The organism is Micromonospora matsumotoense, assembly GCF_050951065.1.
GTDB classification, from domain to species: Bacteria; Actinomycetota; Actinomycetes; order Mycobacteriales; family Micromonosporaceae; genus Micromonospora; species Micromonospora matsumotoensis.
Map to the genome: position 1 here is coordinate 2,079,823 of NZ_CP192025.1, position 20,609 is coordinate 2,100,431.

Sequence of the window (20,609 nt, forward strand, 5' to 3'; positions counted from 1 at the left end):
GTTGGCCATTGTCTGCCGGTGGTCCGCGCTCTAGCCTGAGCGTGTCCCAGATCGGCCGTCGCGCCGGGGTGCGGCGACCGTGAGCGTGTCAGGGTGAGGAGACAACTCGTTGGGTGCCGACAACTTCCGGGCGACGCTGGCGGCCGACATGGAGCTGGGGGCCGGCAACGTCCTGCTCCGGCTGGCCGAGCACGGTGCCGACCCGGACATGCCGCGGGTGACCTTCGACGTCGACGTGGACGGGATTCCGGCCTGGACGCCGTTGTCGCTGGCCACCCTGACCAACCGGGTGGCCGCCCGGGCGGACTGGTTCCGGCGACGGGGCATCGGCCGGCGCGACCCGGTCGCGGTCTATGTGACGTCCGCGCCCGACGTGTTCCTCAACTTCCTGGCCCTCAACTGGCTCGGTGCGATCCCGGCCCTGATGAACGGCAACATGCCGATCGAGTTGGCGGCCGAGTTCATCCGACGGCTGCGCGGCGTCGGGGTCGTCATCGACGCCGACCACGCCGCGCTGCGCGAGCACGACCTCGGGGTGCCGATCCTGGGCGACGCCGCGGAGACCGGCACCGGCGATCCCGACCAGGCCCCACCGCACTACCGCCACCACCCCGAGGACCCGGTCGCCATCACCCACTCGTCGGGCACCACCCGGGTGCCGGCCGCGATCGCCCACTCGCACCACGGGCTGTTCGCCGCCATCCGGGCGGTCCGGCTCACCGAGTCCCGCCCGTACGGCGAGGTGCGGGAACTCTCCGTCCTGCCGGCCGCGCACACCGCCGGCATCATCACCGTCAACCAGGCGCTCTGCAACGGTTACCAGCTGCTCTACCTGTCGGCGCAGGGTGGCCCGTTCGCGCGCAGCGCCGAGACGATCATCGACGCCATCGAACGCTGGCGGCCGACCGGCGTCTTCGGCTTCGCGGTGACCTGGTCGGAGCTGGCGCGGTACGACCTGACCACCCGTGACCTGAGCTCGGTGCGCAACTGGTTCAACACCGGGGACTGCGCCCACGAGTCACATGTCCGGCGGCTGGTCGCCGTCGGCAGTCACCCGGCGTACACCCGGGACGGCATGGTCGACGTGCCCGGTTCCAAGTTCGTCGACATGCTCGGCTCCACCGAGATGGGCCACGGCGCGTTCCGGATCAGCCACCGCCTCGGCAGCGACCGCTACGACCGCTGCGTCGGCAAGCCGTACCCGTTCGCGCAGATCGCCCTGCTCGACGTGACGACGGGCGAGGAGGTCGCCGAGGGGGAGGTGGGCCACGTCGGGCTCAAGTCACCGACGCTGGCGATCGGGTACTGGAACGACTCGGTCAACACCTACCGCACCCGGCTCAACGGCTACTACCTGACCGGCGACCTGATGTACCGCGACCCGGAGGGCAACTACCACCATGTCGACCGGGCCAGCGACGCGGTCGACCTGGGTGACGGCAACTGGCTTTACACGGCGCTGTCCGAGGAGCGCATCCTGAAGCACTGCCCGGACGTGCGTGACTGCACCGTCATCGCGGTCCAGGAGGCCGACGAGGGCACCGTGACCGAGGTGCTGCTCCTGCTCGCCGGGGACGCCGATCCGGCGCTCGACCGCGCCGACCAGGTCCGCGCCGCGCTCGGACCGGTGGTCGGCGGGACGCTCCGGCGGGTGGTCACGGTGCCCGACGACGGCGTGGTGATGGGTCCGACCGGCAAGGTCCGCAAGTTCCTGATGCGCCAGCGGCTGCTGGCCGACGCCGGGGCACCCGCGACGGGCTGACGGCTGCGCACCGGTCGCTCGGCGGCCGGCTGCGCCCTGGTCGGTTCTGCCGGGCTGCGCTCCGACCGGTCGCGACGGGCTGTCTGGGTGCCGGCGTTCCGGCGGCCGGTCCGGGCTGCCTCCGGCGCCAGGTGTCCCCGGCAGCCGGCTGCTCTGCTGCCTGCCACTCCTCACTGCGGCGGCCGTCCCGTGCCGTCCCGTGCCGTCCCGTCCCGTGCCGTCCCGATCCGATCCGACCCGACGTCAGGATGCGCAGACAGCGTTATGCCGCGCCGTCATATTCATGACGGTGCGGCATAACGCTGTCCACGACAACCACTCCCAGGCCGGTCGGCTCCGGGAGTTCGGGCCGCAGCTGCGGCCCGTCGGTAGGTCCGCCGGACCGGCGACCGCCCCCCGCCGGGTCGACCAGCGGCCGCCACACCGGACTGACGACGTCCCCCGGGCGGGTCGGTCAGTGACCGTCACCCCGCCGGGTCGGCCGACCGGTCAGTCGGTCGTCCCGGCGGGTCAGTTGACCGGCGGGTCAGTCGACCGGCGGGGCCTACCGGGCCCCGCCGGTCGGCGTCACCGCAGTCGGGACTCGATCGCCTCGATGATGCGGGGGCGGAGTTCGGCGGCCCGGATCACCGCGTCGACCGAGCCGACCTCCACCGCCCGCTGGATGTTGTGCACCCGGTCGAACTCCGCTGCCACCTCGCCGAGCTTCTCCGCGCGTACCGCCGAGCGGATCTCGTCGAGTTCCGCGGTCGACGCGGCCCGCTCGGTGCCGGTGGCCGCCGCCACCCGTGCCTCCAGGTCACGCACCCGAAGGTCGGCAGCGGTACGGGCGTTGACGTCACCGGAGAACACCACCGCCGCCGCCGGGGCGCCGCCGAGCACCGAGGCGAACGAGCCCTCCAGCGCCAGCACGGTCATGTTCGGGTTCAACGCCTTGGAGAAGACCACGAACGCCCCGCCGTGGTACCGGGAGATCACGCAGAACACGATGGGCCCACGGAAGTTGACGATCGCCCGGCCGATCTCGGCGCCGTACTCCAGTTGCAGCTTGCGCATCGACTCGGGCGAGCCGTCGAAGCCCGACAGGTTGGCCAGCACCACCAGCGGCCGGTTGCCGCTGGACGCGTTGATCGCCCGCGCGGCCTTCTTGGAGGAGCGGGGGAACAGCGTGCCCGCGGTGTAGGTGTCCGGGCCGTCGGTGGGCGGGAAGCCCCGCCGGGGAACCGACCGCGACTCGATGCCGAGCAGGCAGACCGGGATGCCGCCGAGGTGGACGTCCTGCACCACCGCGGTCTCCGCGTCGGCCATGCCCGCCCACCGCTCCAGCACCGGGTGGTCCTGGTCGGCGAGCGCCCGCATCACCGTACGGATGTCGAACGGCTTCTTGCGGTCCGGGTTCGCCGTGGCCGAGAAGATCTCGCCGACGGTGGTGAAGTCGCTGCCGGCCACGGTGTGCGGGAAGGTGGAGACGTCCCGGTCGGCCGGGTCGGCGGTGGTCGCCCGGCGCGGGGCGTCCTCTCCGGGCGCGACGTACGTGTGGTCGTAGTACGACATCAGCACGTCCCGCGCGGCCGTCAGGTTGGGCGCCCAGTACTGCGCCTGCCCGTTCGGGCCCATCACCCGGTCGTAGCCGCCGATGCCGAAGTTGTCCTCGGCGGAGACCCCACCGGAGAAGTCGAGCGACTGCTTGCCGGTGAGCACCATCGCGGACTCCGGCGTCATCACCAGGATGCCCCGGGTGTGCATGAGCATCGTCGCCTCGGCGTTCCAGTACGGCTGGGCGCCCACGTTGATCCCCGCGACGACGATGTTGATCTCGCCGCCGTCCTGGGTGAACTCGACGATCCGCTTGAGCGCCGCCGCCACCCAGTCCATGTTCTCGGTGCCGGAGCTCATCGAGATCCGCGCGCCGGCCGACAGGGCGTACCACTCCAGCGGCACCTGGAGCCGCTCGGCCAGGTCCAGGGCGGCGATCACCCGCCGGCACTCGGCCTCGGAGAGCGCGCCGAGCGACTTGGTCGGGTCGCCGAGCAGCACCACCCGGGTGACGCCCTGCGGGTGCCTCGGGGTCGGCGTGGAGACCACCCCCGCGACGATCGCCGCCGTGTTGCGCCCCCGGGGCCGGTCCACCGGCACCAGCGCGTGGTCGCCGTCGAGGTCGTGCTCGACGAACTGGCCGAGCAACCCGGTCAGCTCGTACGGGTAGACCGTGTTGCGGCTGCTCGCGCGCAGCACCTTCAGCCGGTAGTCGTCGAGCGGCTCGACCGGGTCGACCGGCGGCTCGCCCATGGTCAGTTCGGCCCCGCCGGTGGCGTCGAAGGAGATCCGCACCGCGACCTTGGTCAGCTCGCCGGTGCGGCGGTCGCGCTGCCGCGCGATGAACAGGATCTCCTCCAGCCCGGCGCCCACGGTCGTCGGGCGGACCCGCCCGGCGATCATCTCCATCTCCTCGCGGGTCAGGTCGCTCGGCGGCCAGACGTAGATCACGATCCGGTTGGTGTGGAAGCGGGTCTTGGACGGGCGGCGGGTCTGCGCCCGGCGGATCGAGTCCAGGCAGGTGGCGACGATGTCCTCGGCCGTCGGCAGGGCGACCAGCCGTCCGTCCTGCTCGCGCAGCGCGGTCAGATCACGCACCTGCGCGAACGCGACGAGCCGCTCGTCCGACGGGTTCTCCCGCGCCACGGCCTGGAAGAGGTAGACCTCCTCGTCCGACGACGGCAGCCGGGTCAGGTCGAACTTGCGCAGCCGCTCCAACTGCATCCGCTGCGCGATGTACGGGTGCAGGCCCCGGATCAGCCGCTCCTCGCTCATCCCCGTGCTCGACGGGCGGAACGTGAAGTGGTGGTGCATCACCGCGCCGCCGCGCCCGGCGACGGTGGTGGTGAGCCGACGGACCTGGGCCGGCAGCGGGTGCGCGTTGATGACCTCCAGCAGGGCGGCGGCCATCGCGTCGAAGTCCTCCGGCTGGTTCTCCCAGCCGAGGTAGATGTCGGCGTCGACGGCGGACCCGTCACCGGCCAGCTCGCCGAGCCCGCGCAGCGCGTCGCCCAGCGCGTCGAACCGTACGGCTGCGGAGAGCAGGCTGGAGTCGGCCCGTTCGGCGACCACGAACGTGCAGTCGGCGACCTGGCGGGTGCGTACGTCGGCGAGGCCCTTGTTGCCGTAGTACCGCCGGGTCAGCACCTCCAGCATCACCGCGTTGTCGAGGTGGTCCCGGACGAGCCGCTGGCCGAGCACCCGCACCAGTGGCTCGGTGCTGCGGACCATCTCGGCGACCCGCTCGGCGCGGTCCGCCGCGTCCGGTTGCGCGTCCAGGTGGCGCAGGTGGCGGCGGACCGAGGCGTACAGCCGGGCGCGGTTGCGCAGCAGCAGCGGCTGGGCGAACCAGGCGAACACCACGCCGCGTGCCAGGTCCGCGACGACCGGGAAGCGGACCTGCGTCGCCGCCACCAGCCGCTCCAACGCGAGACCGGCGGGCTCGCGCAGCACCGCGTCCGGCGGCGGCTCCCGCAGCCAGGCGCGCAGCAGCGTCGCGACGACCGTGGCGTCGGCGGTGGCCCGCTGCTGGGCCAGGAAGATGCGGAACACGGCCGCCTCGAGCCCGGGGGAGCGCTCCAGGTCGGTGACGCCGTAGTGCCCGAGCGTCTTGGCCAGTTTGGCCTGGAAGGGCGCCGGCAGCCCGGCCCGCTCGACGTCGAGGCTCTGCAGGTAGGTGTGGAAGTACTCGCGGGCGCTGGGGACGTGCCGGTCGCCGGTGCCGTCCTCACCGGTCAGCCGGTTGCGGGAAAGCTCCGCGAGGTCGGCGAAGATGTCGACGAGGTCGATCTCCTCGGCCAGCGGCCGGTGGCCGTCCTCGATGGCGGCCCGCCGGGCGGCGAGGTACTCGTCGAGCACCCGGCCGTCGTCGTGCGGGTCCACGTCGAAGCCCAGCAGCAGGCCACGGAGATCCTCCTGGCCGCGCCGGGAACGCTCGACCGCCGGGGCCAGGTCGGGCGCAACGGGCAGGTCCAGGGTGACCGGTGCGGTGGCGGGGGCGTCCGTGGGCTCGTCGGTGTCGTCGGCGAGCGGCTCCAGCCGCAGCAGCGCCGCGCCGGCCTCCACCTGGCTGCCGACGGAGACGTCGCACTCCTTGAGCCGGGCCCGGAACGGTGCCCGCAGCACCGTCTCCATCTTCATCGCCTCCAGCACCAGCACCGGTGCGCCCGCCTCGACCTCGGCGCCCACCTCGACGGGCGTCGCGACGACCAGCGCGGGCATCGGCGAGCGGATCACGCCACCCTCGTCGCGGCCGACCCGGTGCGTGACGCCGTCCACCTCGACCAGGTGGATCGCCCCGTGGGTCCCGGTGAGCAGCCGGTACCGCGCGCCGTTGACGGCGATCTGCCCGGTGTGCCGGTCGAAGCGGTCCAACTCCACGTCGGCGGTGCGGACGTCGCCGCCGACCTCGATGCCGACCCGGAAGCGGTGCGCGCCGACCCGGGCCACCCGCATCCGGTAGCCCACGCCGCGCAGCTTGAGGTCCAACGGCCGGCCGCTGGCGTGCTGCACCTGCGGACGCCCGCCGAACGCCGTCGACAGCAGCCGCTGCTGCTCGGCGCGCTCCTCCTCCTCGTACGCCTCGATCGCGGCGGCGGCGAGCGCGACGGCGGAGTGCCGGTGCGAGACGAGCCGGCCCTCGCCGCGTACCCGGTCGATCCAGCCGGTGTCGGCACTGGCGTCGATCACCTCGGGCTGGTCGAGCAGGTCGAGCACGAAGCTCTTGTTCGTCGCGCCGCCCTCGATGATCACCGTGGTGTTGGCCATCGCCCGGCGCAGTCGACCGAGCGCCTCGTCACGGTCCCGACCGTAGGCGATGATCTTCGCGATCATCGAGTCGAAGTCGGCCGGGATGGTGTCGCCCTGGCTCACTCCGGTGTCCACCCGGATGCCCGGCCCGGCCGGCAGGTCCAGCCGGGCGATCCGGCCGGGGGCGGGTGCGAAGTCGCGGTCGGGGTCCTCGGCGTTGAGCCGGGCCTCGATGGCGTGCCCGCGCTCCAGCGGCGGCACGCCGTCGAGCCGGCCGCCCGACGCGACGTGCAGTTGGGCCTTGACCAGGTCGAACCCGGTGGTCAGCTCGGTGATCGGGTGCTCCACCTGGAGTCGGGTGTTGACCTCCAGGAAGGCGAACAGCCGATCGCCGGGGTGGTAGAGGAACTCGACGGTCGCCGCGCCGCAGTAGCCGACCGCGACGGCCAGCCGCTCGGCCGACGACTTGAGTTCGGCGGTCTGCTCCGGGCCGAGCACCGGCGATGCGGACTCCTCGATGACCTTCTGGTTGCGCCGCTGCACCGAGCAGTCCCGTACGCCGAGCGCCCAGGCGGTGCCCTGACCGTCCGCGATCACCTGGACCTCGACGTGCCGGGCACCGGTGACCAGTCGTTCCAGGAAGACGATTCCGCTGCCGAAGGCGCGGGCCGCCTCCTGGCTGGTGCGCTGGTAGGCGTCGGCCAGTTCGGCGTCGCTGGTGACGACGCGGATGCCCCGCCCACCGCCGCCCGCGGTCGCCTTGAGCATCAGCGGGTAGCCGATCTCGGCGGCGGCGGCGATCGCGGCCTCCAGGGTCTCCACCGCGCCCCGGCTCCACGGCGCGACCGGCACGCCGACCTCCTCGGCGATCAGCTTCGCGCCGATCTTGTCACCGAGTTTGCGCATCGCGTCCGGGCTCGGCCCGACGAAGGTGACCCCGATCTTCTCGCACAGCTCCGCGAAGGCCGGGTCCTCGGCGACGAAGCCCCACCCGACCCACGCGGCGTCGGCCCCGGTCTCGACCAGGGCGTGCTCCAGCTTCTTCAGGTCGAGGTACGGTCGGGCGGAGGCGGGACCGAGGTCGTAGGCGATGTCGGCCTCGCGGACGAACGTCGCGGTGCGATCGACGTCGGTATAGAGGGCCACGGTTTCGATCCGGGTGTCGGTCTGCGCGGCCAACTCTCGGACCGCGTGAATGAGGCGCATCGCGGCCTCACCCCGGTTGACGATGGCGACACGGCTGAACACCCGACCGACTCCTCCGGTAGATCCACGAGTACGCGCCGCAAGGCATCGACCCCCGACAGCGATCACCCTTCCGGGTGCCGGCCGGTAGCGCCATGTCGTAATCACCGAACCCTGAGCGGTGACCGTTGTAGGAACCCCACAAGAGTTTTTGGTCCTCCCCGCCCGGGGGTGGCCGGCTCCACGCCACCCGCCCCAGGTTGAGGGGTCAGGCGTCCGCCCGCATGTGCTCGTGCGCCCAGGTGTCGAAGCTGGTGAGTGGGAGGCCGAGTTCCCGCGCGTACCGTGGGCGGTCCGGTGGGGGCACGGCGTTGAGCCACTCGTGGTGGGCGCCCGCCGCCGGCCTGCCGCCGGCGAGGGCCTCCCGCTCGGTCATCTGCGGCGCGGACAGCCGGACGCCCAGCGCCCGGGAGAGCACCTCGGCGATCTCGGCCATCGACAGGCAGGGGACAGCCGGACGGCGCTCTGGAATGGCTCGACGGCGTGCTCAGCTGTTCCGTCGCCGCCCGGGGGCTGGCCGCCGCGTTGGCCTACGACGGCGCTCCGGCCGACCCGGCGCACGAGAACAGCTGCTCGGCGACGATGGAGGAGGCGGCCGGTCCACTGCTGCGCCGGGCCGTCCGCGACGGCGCGATCGGGGTGCGGGCCGGTCGGCGCGTGGTGGTGGGCCGGCGCGTGGTGGGTGCCGGGGTCAGGGACCGGTGGGGGTCGCCCCGCCCGGCGTCGACGCCGCGGCGACCTCGCGGTGGCGGATCACCGCGATCAGCGCCGTGCCGGCCGTCAACAGCACACCGGCCACGACCAACGCCACCGCCCCGTTCACCCGCAACGTCAACACCGCCGAGACGAACGCGCCCAGCCCCATCGCGATGATCGCCGCGAACCGTCGGAGCCACGCCGTACCGGGACCACCGGCGGCCCGGCTGTCGGTGGAGAGGTTCACCATGGTCATCGTCACCACCACCGTGGACAGGTCCCGGATGCCGATGTGCTTGACCGCCGCGGCCTGCGCGCCGAGCACCAGGGCGAGCAGCCCGGTGACGACCAGCATCGTGCCGTGCGCGGGCGGGCCGGTGGCGAGCCAGATCCCGGCCAGGACGAGCGACAGCACGCTGCCGCCGACCAGGATGGCCAGGCCGGCGGCGGGCAGCTTCGCCGGCCCCGACGCACCCCGGGTCAACCGGGCGGCGAGCACCGCACCGAGCATGAACGCCAGCAGCGCCACCAGGTTGTTGAGCACCGGCAGGCCGGACACCCCGGCCAGCCCGAAGCCGATGAAGAGCACGTTGCCGGTCATGTTGCCGGTGAAGACCCGGTCCAGGGCGAGGTAGCTGACGCCGTCGACCGCGCCGGTCGCCGCGGTCAGCACCAGCAGCGGCAGTTCGTAGCTCTTCGTCATGGCCCTTCCGATGATCGTTTCGGCGGGAAGTCTACCCATGACCTGCGGGAACGTCCCGGGCGGCCGGGACGCCGGTCCCTGGTGGGCGGGACGTGGCGGCCCGTTGACTGGGCCCATGACCAACCTTCCGGACCACTTCCCCGCCCACGTCAAGGGCTCCTACGTCAACTGCGAGGAGTACGCCCGCGAAGTGCGGCTCACCCCGCCGCCGGACCACATCCCGGCCCACGTCAAGAACTCCTACGTCAACTGCCAGGAGTACGCCCGCGAGGTGCGGCTCACCCCGCCGCCGGCCGCCGGGCACCTCCCCGAGCACGTGAAGAACTCGTACCCGACCTGCCAGGAGGCGGCGCGACCGGCCCGGCTCACCGTCGTACCGGCGGCCCTGGCATGACCACACTCGCCCCGCCCCGACTCGACCCCGCCTGGCGGGAGTGGCTCGTCGAGAACCTCGCCATGGGCGCGTCGGTGGCCGAGGCGCGGGCCGCCGCCGTCGCCGGGTCCGCCGACCCGGCCGCCGTCGACGCCGAGCTGCGGGAACTGGCCGACCATCCGTACCTCGCGGTGTGCCGCCGGCTCGCGTTGCGCTACGACTGGCTGGAGTCGGTGCTCGACACGTACCGGACGCTGCGCAACAGCGACGGCGGTCGGACCCTGGAGCGGCGCGCGGACCTCACGCCCGACGAGTTCTTCTCCCGCTACTACTTCGGCAACCGGCCGGTCGTGCTGGACGGCCTGATGGCCGACTGGCCCGCGCTCGGCTGGACGCTGGACGGCTTGGCCGCGGCCTGCGGCGACGCCGTGGTCGAGGTGATGACCGGGCGGAACGCCAACCCGGACCACGCCTGGCAGTACGACCGGCACCGCACCAGCATGACGTTCCGCGACTACCTGGCGCTGCTCGGCTCGGGCACCCGCACCAACGACTACTACATGGTGCCGCGCAACGAGAACTGGTCCGGCGCGCTGCGCCCGCTCGCCGCCGACATCCGTACGCCGGAGGGCATCGTGGACCCGTCGGGGCTCGGGCACCTGCTGCTCGGGCCGGCCGGCACGGTGACCCCGCTGCACGTCGACAACAGTTCGGTGCTGCTCGGCCAGGTGCTCGGCCGCAAACGCGTCCGGCTGGTCCCGTCGTACGAGCGGCACCTGGTCTATCCGCGCGGCGGCACGTTCAGCGCGGTCGACGCGGCGAGCCCGGACCTGACCCGGCACCCCCGGTACGCCGAGGCGACGGTGCTCGACACCGTCCTGGAGCCGGGTCAGCTGTTGTTCGTCCCGGTGGGCTGGTGGCACTGGGTGGAGGCGTTGGAGGTCAGCGCCACGGTCAGTTTCCACCACTTCCGTATCCCGGGGCAGAACCACAAGATGGCCACGCCACCGGCCGCCGGGCCGGATCGGTGACCCCGCCGGACCGGGCCCGGTTCACCCCGCCGGACCGGCCCGGCTGATACCGGGGCGGTCCGGTCGTCCGGAGCCGGCGACCCGGCCGTCCGTGACCGGCCGAGCATCGGGCGACCCTGTCGGCGGTGATCGCCTGAGCGTCGGGCGACCCTGTCGGCGGTGACCGCTTCAGCGTCGGGCGACCCTGCCGCCCATTGCTGATATGCATTATCGTCGATCATATTGTGGGGTGATCCGGCGAGCCGGGTCTGAGTGTGAAGGTGGCCGTTTTGCGTTATGCCGATGGACCGGGCGTGACCTACGAGGTCTACGTCGAGGCGATTCCGTCCCGGGTCTGGGAACTGGTGACCGACATCCACCTGCCGGCCCGGCTGAGTCCCGAGTTGCAGCGGGTGGAGTGGCTCGACGGCACCGACGAACTGACCAAGGGGGCCGGCTTCCTCGGGTACAACAGCCACCCGCGCATCGGTGACTGGCGGACCGCGTCGTACGTCACCGAGCTGGACCAGCAACGGGTCTTCGGGTGGGTCGTCACCGACGTGGACGGCGCATTCGCCGGCCCCGACGGTGCCGGACGGGCCGACGTCGCCTCGCCGGCCGCCACCTGGCGGTTCGAACTGGAGCCGGAGGAGAACGGCACGCGGCTGCGGCAGACCGTGCGGGTCGGTCCGGGCCGGTCCGGGCTCAGCCTCGTGATCGACCAGGCTCCCGAGCACGAGGAGCAGATCGTCGAGTCCCGCCTCGGCCAGCTCCGCTCCCACATCGAGTCCGTCCTCGACGGCATCAAGGCCCTGGCCGAAAACCGAACCCCCTAACCCCACCCACCCCCACCCCCCACCCCACCCCCGCCCCCCACCCTCCCCTCCCCCGGGCGAAGCCCGGTGATCAAGAGAAATGCGTCAGGATCCGTTCCGCGGGTGACCCTTTTCTCTTGATCACCGGACGGTAATCGGGGTGCTGCGACGTGGCGGGGCGGTGGGGGGAGGGGGCGGGATTAGGGTGGTGGGGTGGATCAAGAGGATCGGATCGCGCTGTTTCTCGACTACGAGAACCTGGCGCTGGGTGCACGGGACCACCATGGCGGGCGGGCTTTCGACTTCCGCCCGATCGCCGACGCCCTGGCGGAGCGGGGTCGGGTGGTGGTGCGGCGGGCGTACGCCGACTGGTCGTACTTCGACGAGGACCGCCGGATGCTCACCCGCTCGCACGTCGAGTTGATCGAGATTCCACAGCGGATGGGGGCGTCCCGCAAGAACGCCGCCGACATCAAGATGGCGGTCGACGCGGTGGAGTTGGCCTTCGAGCGCGGCTACATCTCCACCTTCGTGATCTGTACGGGGGACAGCGACTTCACCCCCCTGGTGCACAAACTTCGTGAACTCAACAAACGGGTCATCGGGGTCGGAGTGGAGAAGTCCACCTCGGCGCTGCTCCCGCCCGCCTGTGACGAGTTCCTCTACTACGACCGGCTGGAGGGCGTCGACGTCCTGCCCGTCCGGGGCCGACGGGGTCGCCCGGCCCGGGCGGCGGAGCCGCAGCAGGCGGAAGCGGTGGAGCAGGAGCAGGTGGAGCCGGAGCGCCCGCCAGCGGCCGAGGAGCCGGTACGCGACGCCGACGCGCTCGCCGTGCTGGTCGCACAGACCGTGGCCGGCCTCCAGGGTAGCTCCGACGGCGAGGTGACCGCCTCCCGGCTCAAGCGCACCCTGCTGCGCAAGGACCCGACCTTCAGTGAGTCCGACTACGGTTTCCGCACCTTCGGCGAGCTGCTGCGCCACCTCGCCGGGCTCAACGTCGTCGAGTTGGCGGAGGGGCCGGCCAAGGGTGATCCCGAGGTGTCCCTGCCCGAGCACGGCGACCAGGAGGTGGCCTTCGCGTTGCTCCGCAGCGTGGTGGCGGACCTGGCCGGGTCCGGCGGCCCGGTGGCGCTCTCCGGCCTCAAGAACCAGCTCCGCCGGGCCCGCCCCGAGTTCAGTGAGAAGAAGCTCGGTTACCGCAGCTTCCTCCAGTTCTGCAAGGCTGCTGCCACCGCGAACGAGGTCGCGTTGGCCTGGAGCGCGGACGCCGACGACTACCTGCTCACCCCCCGGCAGGGGTGACCGGGCCGGGCCGGTGGGGGACCTCCACGAATTCGTGACTCACGTCCTGAGGCCGATTTGCTATACGGTCGGCAAATGATGGTCGAGGAGCACTGGTGGAACGGTGACCCGAGCCCGCGCGGGCGGCGGGACGTGTACATCCGTACCGACGGGGAGGCCTGGGAGGTCCAGGCGCAGATCGGCGGGGCGTCGGGTCGCTCCCGCGTGCAGCAGTGCCCGAGCCGGGCGGCGGCGGTAATCCTCGCCGACGCCTGGCGTGGCAGCAACCCCTCCTGGCGCGGGCTGCATCACTGATCGGCCGAGCCGGCCGGCGGGCGGTCCGCACCGCGTCCCGCCCGCATCCGGCCCCCGGTGGGAGCGTCCCGGGCCCGGTCGAAGGTCATCGGCCCCCGCGTCCGCCCCCGGTTGAGCGCCCCCTTCGGGGAGGCCCGCCCCGGCGGAACTACCGCACAACAATCCTGATTACGGAGAGTGAATTTTCCGTTACCAGAGTGCCCTGAGCTGCCCATGGGCACCCGAGTTCAATTGGCAACATTCTTGACAGAAGCGTGGCGTATCGACATCCTTCGTGGAGAGCGCTCTCCCTCGGCGCGTGCAGCCCACCCGCCCCCGATGTCGTCCCAAGGAGCATCTCGTGCTCACCACCCGACCCGTCCCACGATCCCTCGTACGCGCGGCGGTCGCCCTGGTCACCCTCGCCGCCGCCCTCGTCCTGCCGGCCCAGGCCGAGCCCGCCTCGGCCGCCATCGGCGGCATCACCTGGCAGGACGAGTTCAACTCCTCCGCCGGCACCCCCGTCGACCAGAACAGGTGGCGCTTCGACACCGGCGGCGGTGGCTGGGGCAACAACGAGCGGCAGTACTACACCAACAGCACCAGCAACGCCGTCCACGACGGACAGGGCAACCTGGTGATCACCGCCCGCAAGGAGAACCCGGCCAACTACCAGTGCCACTATGGCCGGTGCGAGTACACCTCCGCCCGGCTGCTCACCGCCGCCACCTTCACCCAGGCGTACGGCCGGTTCGAGGCGCGCATCAAGATCCCGCGTGGTCAGGGCATCTGGCCGGCGTTCTGGATGCTCGGCAACGACATGGGCAGCGCCGGCTGGCCCGCCGCCGGTGAGATCGACATCATGGAGAACATCGGCCGGGAGCCGAACACCGTCTACGGCACCGTGCACGGCCCCGGTTACTCCGGCGGAGGCGGCATCACCGGCAGCCGCACCATCGGCCAGCCCCTCGCCGACGCCTTCCACACCTACCGGGTGGACTGGGAGCCGAACCTGATCGTCTGGTACCTCGACGGCGTCGAGTACCACCGCGTCGACCCGTCCCGGCTCGGCGGCAACCGCTGGGTCTACGACCACCCGTTCTTCATGATCCTCAACGTGGCGGTGGGCGGCAACTGGCCCGGCTACCCCGACGGCTCCACCCAGTTCCCCCAGCAGATGCTCGTGGACTACGTCCGGGTCTCCGGCTACGTGCCCGGTGGGGGCAACCCGCCGTCCGGCACCACCCGGCTCCGGGGCGCGCAGAGCGGCCGGTGCATCGACATCCCGAGCGCCAACCCGGTGGACGGCGCCAAGCTCCAGATCTGGGACTGCAACACCAGCGCCGCCCAGGCCTGGACCTTCGCCAGTGACGGCACCGTCCGGGCGATGGGCAAGTGCATGGATCCGGCCTGGGCCGGCACCGCCAACGGCACCGAGGTCAACCTGGTCACCTGCAACGGCAACCCGGCCCAACGGTTCACCCTGAGCGGTGCCGGGGACCTGGTCAACCTCAGTGCCAACCGGTGCGTCGACGTCCGCGACCAGAACCCCAACAACGGCGGCAAACTGCACCTGTGGGACTGCCTCGGGGTGAGCAGCCAGAAGTGGTCCCGCTTCTGACCTGAGCCGACCTCGTCCCGATCTGCCGGCCGGGGCCCCGCGCGACCCTCTGCGGGGGCGTCCGCTGGTGGTGCCGCCCGGAGGACAACGTCCCCGGGTGACGGTATGACGGTCGGCATATTCATGCCGCACCGTCATACGGCTCGATGGTGTGTCAGGCCCGCCGGGTGTCATGCCCGGCACCGCACTGATGCGGACGCGCCGTGCCGTGTGGGTGGTGCACCCGTGAGGGGGCGCGGCGAAACATGACGGATGGCTTCTCGGCGCGCGCCGAGAAGCCATCCGTCATGTCCGGACTCACGTCCGCCGCGACGGCGGGAAGCCGGAGCCACCCCGACGGCTCACCCCAGCCGCCGCCGGGGTGAGCCGGGGAGTGGCTGCCCACGGTCGAGGTCGGACGGTCGCGGGCTAGGGGGCGCTCTGGGGGCGGTAGGGGGTTAAGGGTGCGCCGGGCCGCCGTAGGGTCATCGCGAACAACCAACAATGCCTGAAGAAGCTCTCTGTTTCGACAATTGCCACCGTGCTGACCCGTGCGTCGATATTGGCCCGGGTCTGCCCGGCTGGGCTAGTGGCGGGAGGCGTAGATGGAGAACGAAGAGAAGCTTCTCGGGTATCTGAAGCGGGCCACCACCGATCTGCGGGAGGCTCGCCGGCAGCTGCGCCAGGCCGAGCGTCGGGAGTACGACCCGATCGCCATCGTCGGTATGAGCTGCCGTTTCCCCGGTGGGGTGGACAATCCGGCGGCGCTGTGGCAACTCCTCGCCGACGGGACCGACGCGGTCTCCGACTTCCCCGACGACCGGGGCTGGAACGTCGAGGACATCTACGACCCCGACGATTCCAAGGCCGGCAAGACGTACGCGAGGACCGGTGGGTTCCTTTCCGACGCCGCACTTTTCGATCCCGACTTCTTCGGCATTTCCCCGCGCGAGGCGATCGCCATGGACCCGCAGCAACGGCTGTTGCTGGAGGCGTCCTGGGAGGCGTTCGAATCGGCCGGTATCGACCCGACGTCGGTGCGCGGCAGTCGTACCGGGGTGTTCGCCGGGCTGATGTACCTCGACTATTCGAGCCGGCTGCCGGTGGTGCCCGCCGAGCTGGAGGGCTTCATCGGCAACGGCAACACCGGCAGCATCTTCACCGGCCGGGTCGCCTACGTGCTGGGCCTCGAAGGCCCGGCGATCACCGTGGACACCGCCTGCTCGTCGTCGCTGGTCGCGCTGCACCTGGCGATTCAGGCGCTGCGCCGCGAGGAGTGCACCATGGCGTTGGCCGGCGGTGTGACGGTGATGGCCACCCCGGAGACCTTCATCGACTTCAGCCGCCAGCGGGGGCTGGCCGTCGACGGCCGGTGCAAGCCGTTCGCCGCCGCCGCCGACGGCACCGGCTGGGCCGAGGGCGTCGGGGTGCTCCTGGTCGAGCGGCTCAGCGACGCCCAACGCCTCGGCCACCGGGTGCTGGCCGTGGTACGCGGCTCCGCGGTCAACCAGGACGGCGCGAGCAGCGGCCTCACCGCCCCCAACGGTCCGTCGCAACGCCGGGTCATCGCCGACGCCCTGGCCAACGCGCGGCTCACCGCCGACCAGGTGGACGTCGTCGAGGCACACGGCACCGGCACCCGGCTCGGTGACCCGATCGAGGCCCAGGCGATCCTCGCCACCTACGGCCGGGATCGGGAGCAGCCGCTCTGGCTGGGTTCGGTGAAGTCGAACATCGGGCACACCCAGGCCGCCGCCGGGGCCGCCGGAGTGATCAAGATGGTGCTGGCGATGCAGCACGGCGTGCTGCCCCGCACCCTGCACATCGACCGGCCCACCCCGCACGTCGACTGGACGGCCGGCGACGTCCGGTTGCTCACCGACGCGGTCGCCTGGCCGGAAACCGGGCGACCCCGCCGGGCGGCCGTGTCGTCGTTCGGGCTCAGCGGCACCAATTCGCACGTGGTGCTGGAGCAGGCCCCACCGGTCGAGTCCGCCGAGCCGGTCGAGGTCCCCGCGCCGCCGGTGCTGCTCTGGCCGCTGTCGGCCAGGTCGGCGGACGCGTTGGCCGGGCAGGCTACCCGGCTGGGCGGGTTCCTGACCGACGAGCGTCCGGTGGATGTCGGGTTCTCGTTGGGTGCGGGCCGGGCCGGGTTGGAGTTCCGGGGGGTGGCGGTCGGTCGGGCGGCGGCCGAGTTGTCCGTCGGTCTGGAAGCCCTGACCGCGGGTGCCGGCCTGTCGGGTCGGATCACCACCGGTCGTACGGCGGTGTTGTTCACCGGTCAGGGTGCGCAGCGGGTGGGGATGGGTCGTGAGTTGGCGGCGTTCCCGGTGTTCGCGGCCGCGCTGGACGAGGTGTGTGCCGCGTTCGGGCCGTTGTTGGACGGTGACTTGCGGGAGGTGGTGTTCGCCGATCCGGATGGTGTCCTGGATCAGACGGGGTGGACGCAGCCGGCGTTGTTCGCGGTGGAGGTGGCGTTGTTCCGCCTTGCCGAGTCGTGGGGGTTGAAGCCGGATTTCGTGGCGGGTCACTCGATCGGTGAGTTGGCTGCCGCGCATGTGGCGGGGGTGTGGTCTCTCGAAGATGCGTGTCGGGTGGTGGCGGCCAGGGGCGGGTTGATGCAGGCACTTCCCGCCGGTGGGGCGATGTTGGCGATCGCCGCGCCGTTGGCGGAGTTGGATCTCGGTGACGTCGATGTGGCGGCGGTGAACGGCCCCCGGGCGGTGGTGGTGTCCGGCACCGAGGAGCAGATCGCCGCTCTGGAGGCGTCGCTGGAGGTGAAGACGCGTCGGCTCCGGGTGTCGCACGCGTTCCACTCGCATCTGATGGACCCGATGCTGGCCGAGTACGGGCGGGTCCTCGATGGGGTGACCGCGAGTCCGGCGACGATTCCGTTGGTGTCGACTGCCATCGGTGACCTGGCGGGTGACGACCAGCTCGGTTCGGCCGGGTACTGGCAGGGGCAGGTGCGGGGGACCGTCCGGTTCGCCGATGCGGTGGCCACCCTCGCCGCCCGGGGAGTCACCCGGTTCATCGAGATCGGGCCGGACAGTGTGCTCACCGCGATGGTCGCCGACTGCGTCGAGGACGCGGTGGCGATCCCGTTGCAGCGACGTCACCGGGGACAGGCGCACGACCCGGCGTCAGGGCACGACGACGGCCAGGTGCAGGCGTACGCCACCGGGATGGCGCAGGCGTGGATCAGCGGGTCCGTGCTGGACTGGGCGGCGGTGAACCCGGGTGGCCGGCAGGTCGACCTGCCCACCTACGCCTTCCAGCACCAGCGCTACTGGCTCGACGTGCCCCCCGGTGCCGGCGACACCACCGGACTCGGCCAGCTACCCGCCGAACACCCGATGCTCGGTGCGGTCGTCGACCTGCCCGGCACCGGCGGCGTGCTGCTCACCGGCCGGCTCTCCCGCACCGTCCAGCCGTGGCTCGCCGACCACGCGGTGTTCGACACCGTGCTCGTCCCGGGCACCGGACTGGTCGAACTCGCCCTGCGCGCCGGGGACCAGGTCGGCTGCCCCGTACTCGACGAGTTGACCATCAGCGCGCCGCTGGTGCTGCCGACCGACGGCGGCCTGGCCCTGCGGGTCACCGTCGACGCCGCCGACGACAGCGGCGCGCGTACCCTCGGCATCTGGAGCCGGGCCGACGACGCGGCCGACGGCACCGACTGGACCCGGCACGCCGAAGGGGTCCTGGTCCGGCAGGCCGGGGCCGACCCGGCCGCCGCCGACCTCACCGAGTGGCCGCCCGCCGGGGCCGAACCGGTCGACCTCGACGGCCTCTACGACCGGCTGCGCGACCAGGGTTACGGCTACGGGCCGGTGTTCCAGGGGCTGCGCGCGGTATGGCGGCGCGGTGACGGCGACGCAACCGAGATCTGGGCCGAGGCGGCGCTGCCCGAGGTGGCCGCCACCGACGCGCCCCGGTTCCTGCTGCACCCGGCGCTGCTCGACGCGGCCCTGCACGCCAACCTCGTCGACGAGGGCGCGGACGACACCCCGCTGCCGTTCTCCTGGCGCGGGGTCACCCTGCACGCCGCGCACGCCGCGAGCCTGCGCATCCGGATCTCCCCGGCCACCGGCGACAAGCTGGCCGTCACCGTCGCCGACGGCCACGGCAACCCGGTCGCGACCATCGACCAGATGGTGGTCCGACCGGTCGCCGCCGACGCGCTCGACGCCGCCGCCCGCAGCCAGCACCGCCACCTGTACGAGGTGCAGTGGCAGCCGGTCCCCACCCCGGACGCCGTCGCCGACGGCTGGACCCTGGTCGACGTCGATGCGGAGCTGCCCGATCCGGCCCCGGACACCGTCGTGGTCACCCTCGACCCGCCCGGCACCCCGCCGGCCGCCGTGCACGAGGCCACCGCACGCCTGCTGGGGCTGCTGCGCCGCTGGCTCACCCACCCGGGGTACGCCCACAGCACGCTGGCGTTGCTCACCCGGGACGCGGTCGGGGCCGGCGACACCCCGGTCGACCCGGCCTCCGCAGCCCTCTGGGGGCTGGTCCGGGCCGCCGAGGCCGAACACCCCGGCCGGTTCGTGCTGGTCGACGCCGACCGGGTGGACCCCGGCGGAGCCGGCACCGCACACCTCGCGGCGGCCCTGGCCACCGGTGAACCCGAGGTGGCCGTCCGGGACGGACAGCTGCTGGTGCCCCGGCTGGCCCGGCTGGCCGTCGACACCGCCGTGGACAGCCCGTGGCCCGTCGACGGCACCGTCCTGATCACGGGTGGACTCGGCGGGTTGGGCAGCCTCGTCGCCCGGCACCTGGTCACCCGGCACGGCGTACGCCGGCTGCTGTTGACCGGGCGCAGCGGCGCGGCCACGCCCGGCGCGGCGGACCTGGTCGCGGACCTCACCGCCGCCGGTGCCGACGTGACGGTCGCCGCCTGCGACGTCGCCGACCGGGACGCGGTCGCCGCCCTGCTCGCCGACCGCCCGCTCGGGGCGGTGGTGCACGCCGCCGGCACCGCCGAGAACGCGCTGGTCGACGCCCTCACCCCCGACCAGCTGCACCGGGTGCTGCGGCCCAAGGTGGACGCCGCCTGGCACCTGCACGACCTCACCCGCGACCACGACCTGACCGCCTTCGTGCTCTTCTCCTCGTCGGCGGGCTGGGCGGCCGGCGCCGGGCAGGCCAACTACGCCGCGGCGAACCTCTTCCTCGACGCGCTCGCCCAACGCCGCCGCGCCGACGGGCTGCCCGCGACCTCGCTGGCCTTCGGCCTCTGGGCCACCGGCACCGGGATGGGCGGTCACCTCGACGACGCCGACCTGCACCGGATGCGCCGGCTCGGGATGCCTGCGATGAGCACCGACGAAGGGCTGGAGCTGTTCGACGCGGCCGTCGCCGCCGGCCGGGCCACCGTCGTACCGGTGCGGGTCGACCTGGACGCGCTGCGGCGGCGCACCGATGCGCTCCCCGCCGTGCTGCGCGGCCTGGTCCGCACCCCGGCCCGGCCCACCGCCAGCGCCACCGGCGCGACGGCCGGCGGCCCGCCGCTGGCGCAGCGGCTCGCCGGTCTCTCCGATGCCGACCGGGAAACCGTGCTGCTCGACCTGGTCCGCACGCACGCCGCCGCCGTGCTGGGTTTTCCCGGCCCGGCGTCGGTGGAACCCGGCCGGGCGTTCAAGGATCTCGGTTTCGACTCCCTCGCCGCCGTCGAGTTCCGCAACGTGCTCAGTACCGTCACCGGGCTTCGGCTGCCCGCCACCCTCGTCTTCGACCACCCGGAACCCACCGCCCTGGCCCGCGCGCTCAAGGCCGAACTGGTGGTGCCCGACGCCGACCCGGCCGGTGCGGTGCTCGCCGACCTCGACCGGCTGGAGAAGGCCCTGGCCGAGGTGCCCGGCGACGAGTACGCCCGGCTGACCGCCCGGCTGGAGGCGGTGCTGCGCGGCTGGCAGGACCGGGCCGGCCGCCCCGACGACGACACCCCGCACGACTACGAGTCCGCTACCGACGAGGAACTGTTCGACGTGCTGGAGAACGAGCTCGGCATCTCCTGACGGCAGTCTCGACGAACCTCCG

11 protein-coding genes and 1 pseudogene are annotated in these 20,609 nt (G+C 72.5%); 9 read left to right on the forward strand and 3 right to left on the reverse strand.

Annotation, left to right across the window (positions count from 1 at the left end):
• The first annotated feature begins 109 nt into the window (after positions 1-109).
• A complete protein-coding gene (locus tag ACQP1S_RS09490; protein WP_432905327.1) occupies positions 110-1,762 on the forward strand; it encodes a class I adenylate-forming enzyme family protein in 1,653 nt (550 codons plus the stop codon).
• 567 nt (positions 1,763-2,329) lie between these two features.
• Here the strand turns inward: ACQP1S_RS09490 and ACQP1S_RS09495 are convergent.
• Together ACQP1S_RS09495 and ACQP1S_RS09500 are read right to left on the reverse strand one after the other, a co-directional pair.
• Complete coding sequence (locus ACQP1S_RS09495; protein WP_432905329.1) at positions 2,330-7,795, reverse strand: carboxyl transferase domain-containing protein; 5,466 nt, start codon at positions 7,793-7,795, stop codon at positions 2,330-2,332.
• Between the two features lie 205 nt (positions 7,796-8,000).
• Positions 8,001-8,228 carry a hypothetical protein gene (locus tag ACQP1S_RS09500; RefSeq protein ID WP_432905331.1) on the reverse strand — a complete coding sequence of 76 codons (228 nt, stop codon included), beginning with the start codon at positions 8,226-8,228 and terminating at the stop codon, positions 8,001-8,003.
• Between the two features lie 47 nt (positions 8,229-8,275).
• On the opposite strand from ACQP1S_RS09500, the pseudogene ACQP1S_RS09505 reads away from it, so the two are divergent.
• A pseudogene (locus tag ACQP1S_RS09505) lies at positions 8,276-8,368 on the forward strand (hypothetical protein); the annotation flags it as partial.
• A gap of 115 nt (positions 8,369-8,483) precedes the next feature.
• Here the strand turns inward: ACQP1S_RS09505 and ACQP1S_RS09510 are convergent.
• Entirely contained in the window at positions 8,484-9,191 is a 708-nt protein-coding gene (locus ACQP1S_RS09510; protein ID WP_432905333.1) for a YoaK family protein, read from the reverse strand.
• Between the two features lie 115 nt (positions 9,192-9,306).
• On the opposite strand from ACQP1S_RS09510, the gene ACQP1S_RS09515 reads away from it, so the two are divergent.
• From ACQP1S_RS09515 to ACQP1S_RS09545, 7 genes are all read left to right on the forward strand, one after another.
• Entirely contained in the window at positions 9,307-9,585 is a 279-nt protein-coding gene (locus ACQP1S_RS09515) for a hypothetical protein (protein WP_091251735.1), read from the forward strand.
• Complete coding sequence (locus tag ACQP1S_RS09520; protein ID WP_432905336.1) at positions 9,582-10,595, forward strand: cupin-like domain-containing protein; 1,014 nt, start codon at positions 9,582-9,584, stop codon at positions 10,593-10,595. Before ACQP1S_RS09515 ends, ACQP1S_RS09520 begins: the two co-directional genes overlap by 4 nt.
• Positions 10,596-10,888: 293 nt before the next feature.
• Positions 10,889-11,410, forward strand: coding sequence for an SRPBCC family protein (locus ACQP1S_RS09525; RefSeq protein ID WP_357898444.1), 522 nt, complete (start codon positions 10,889-10,891; stop codon positions 11,408-11,410).
• A gap of 192 nt (positions 11,411-11,602) precedes the next feature.
• A complete protein-coding gene (locus ACQP1S_RS09530; protein WP_091251728.1) occupies positions 11,603-12,691 on the forward strand; it encodes an NYN domain-containing protein in 1,089 nt (362 codons plus the stop codon).
• A 75-nt stretch (positions 12,692-12,766) separates the two neighbouring features.
• On the forward strand, positions 12,767-12,985 hold the full coding sequence (locus ACQP1S_RS09535; protein ID WP_091251726.1) for a hypothetical protein: 219 nt from the start codon (positions 12,767-12,769) through the stop codon (positions 12,983-12,985).
• Between the two features lie 340 nt (positions 12,986-13,325).
• Positions 13,326-14,585 (forward strand): family 16 glycosylhydrolase, encoded by a 1,260-nt coding sequence (locus ACQP1S_RS09540; RefSeq protein WP_432905339.1) that lies wholly within the window; start codon positions 13,326-13,328, stop codon positions 14,583-14,585.
• 584 nt (positions 14,586-15,169) lie between these two features.
• On the forward strand, positions 15,170-20,587 hold the full coding sequence (locus tag ACQP1S_RS09545; RefSeq protein WP_432905341.1) for an SDR family NAD(P)-dependent oxidoreductase: 5,418 nt from the start codon (positions 15,170-15,172) through the stop codon (positions 20,585-20,587).
• Positions 20,588-20,609: the final 22 nt, after the last annotated feature.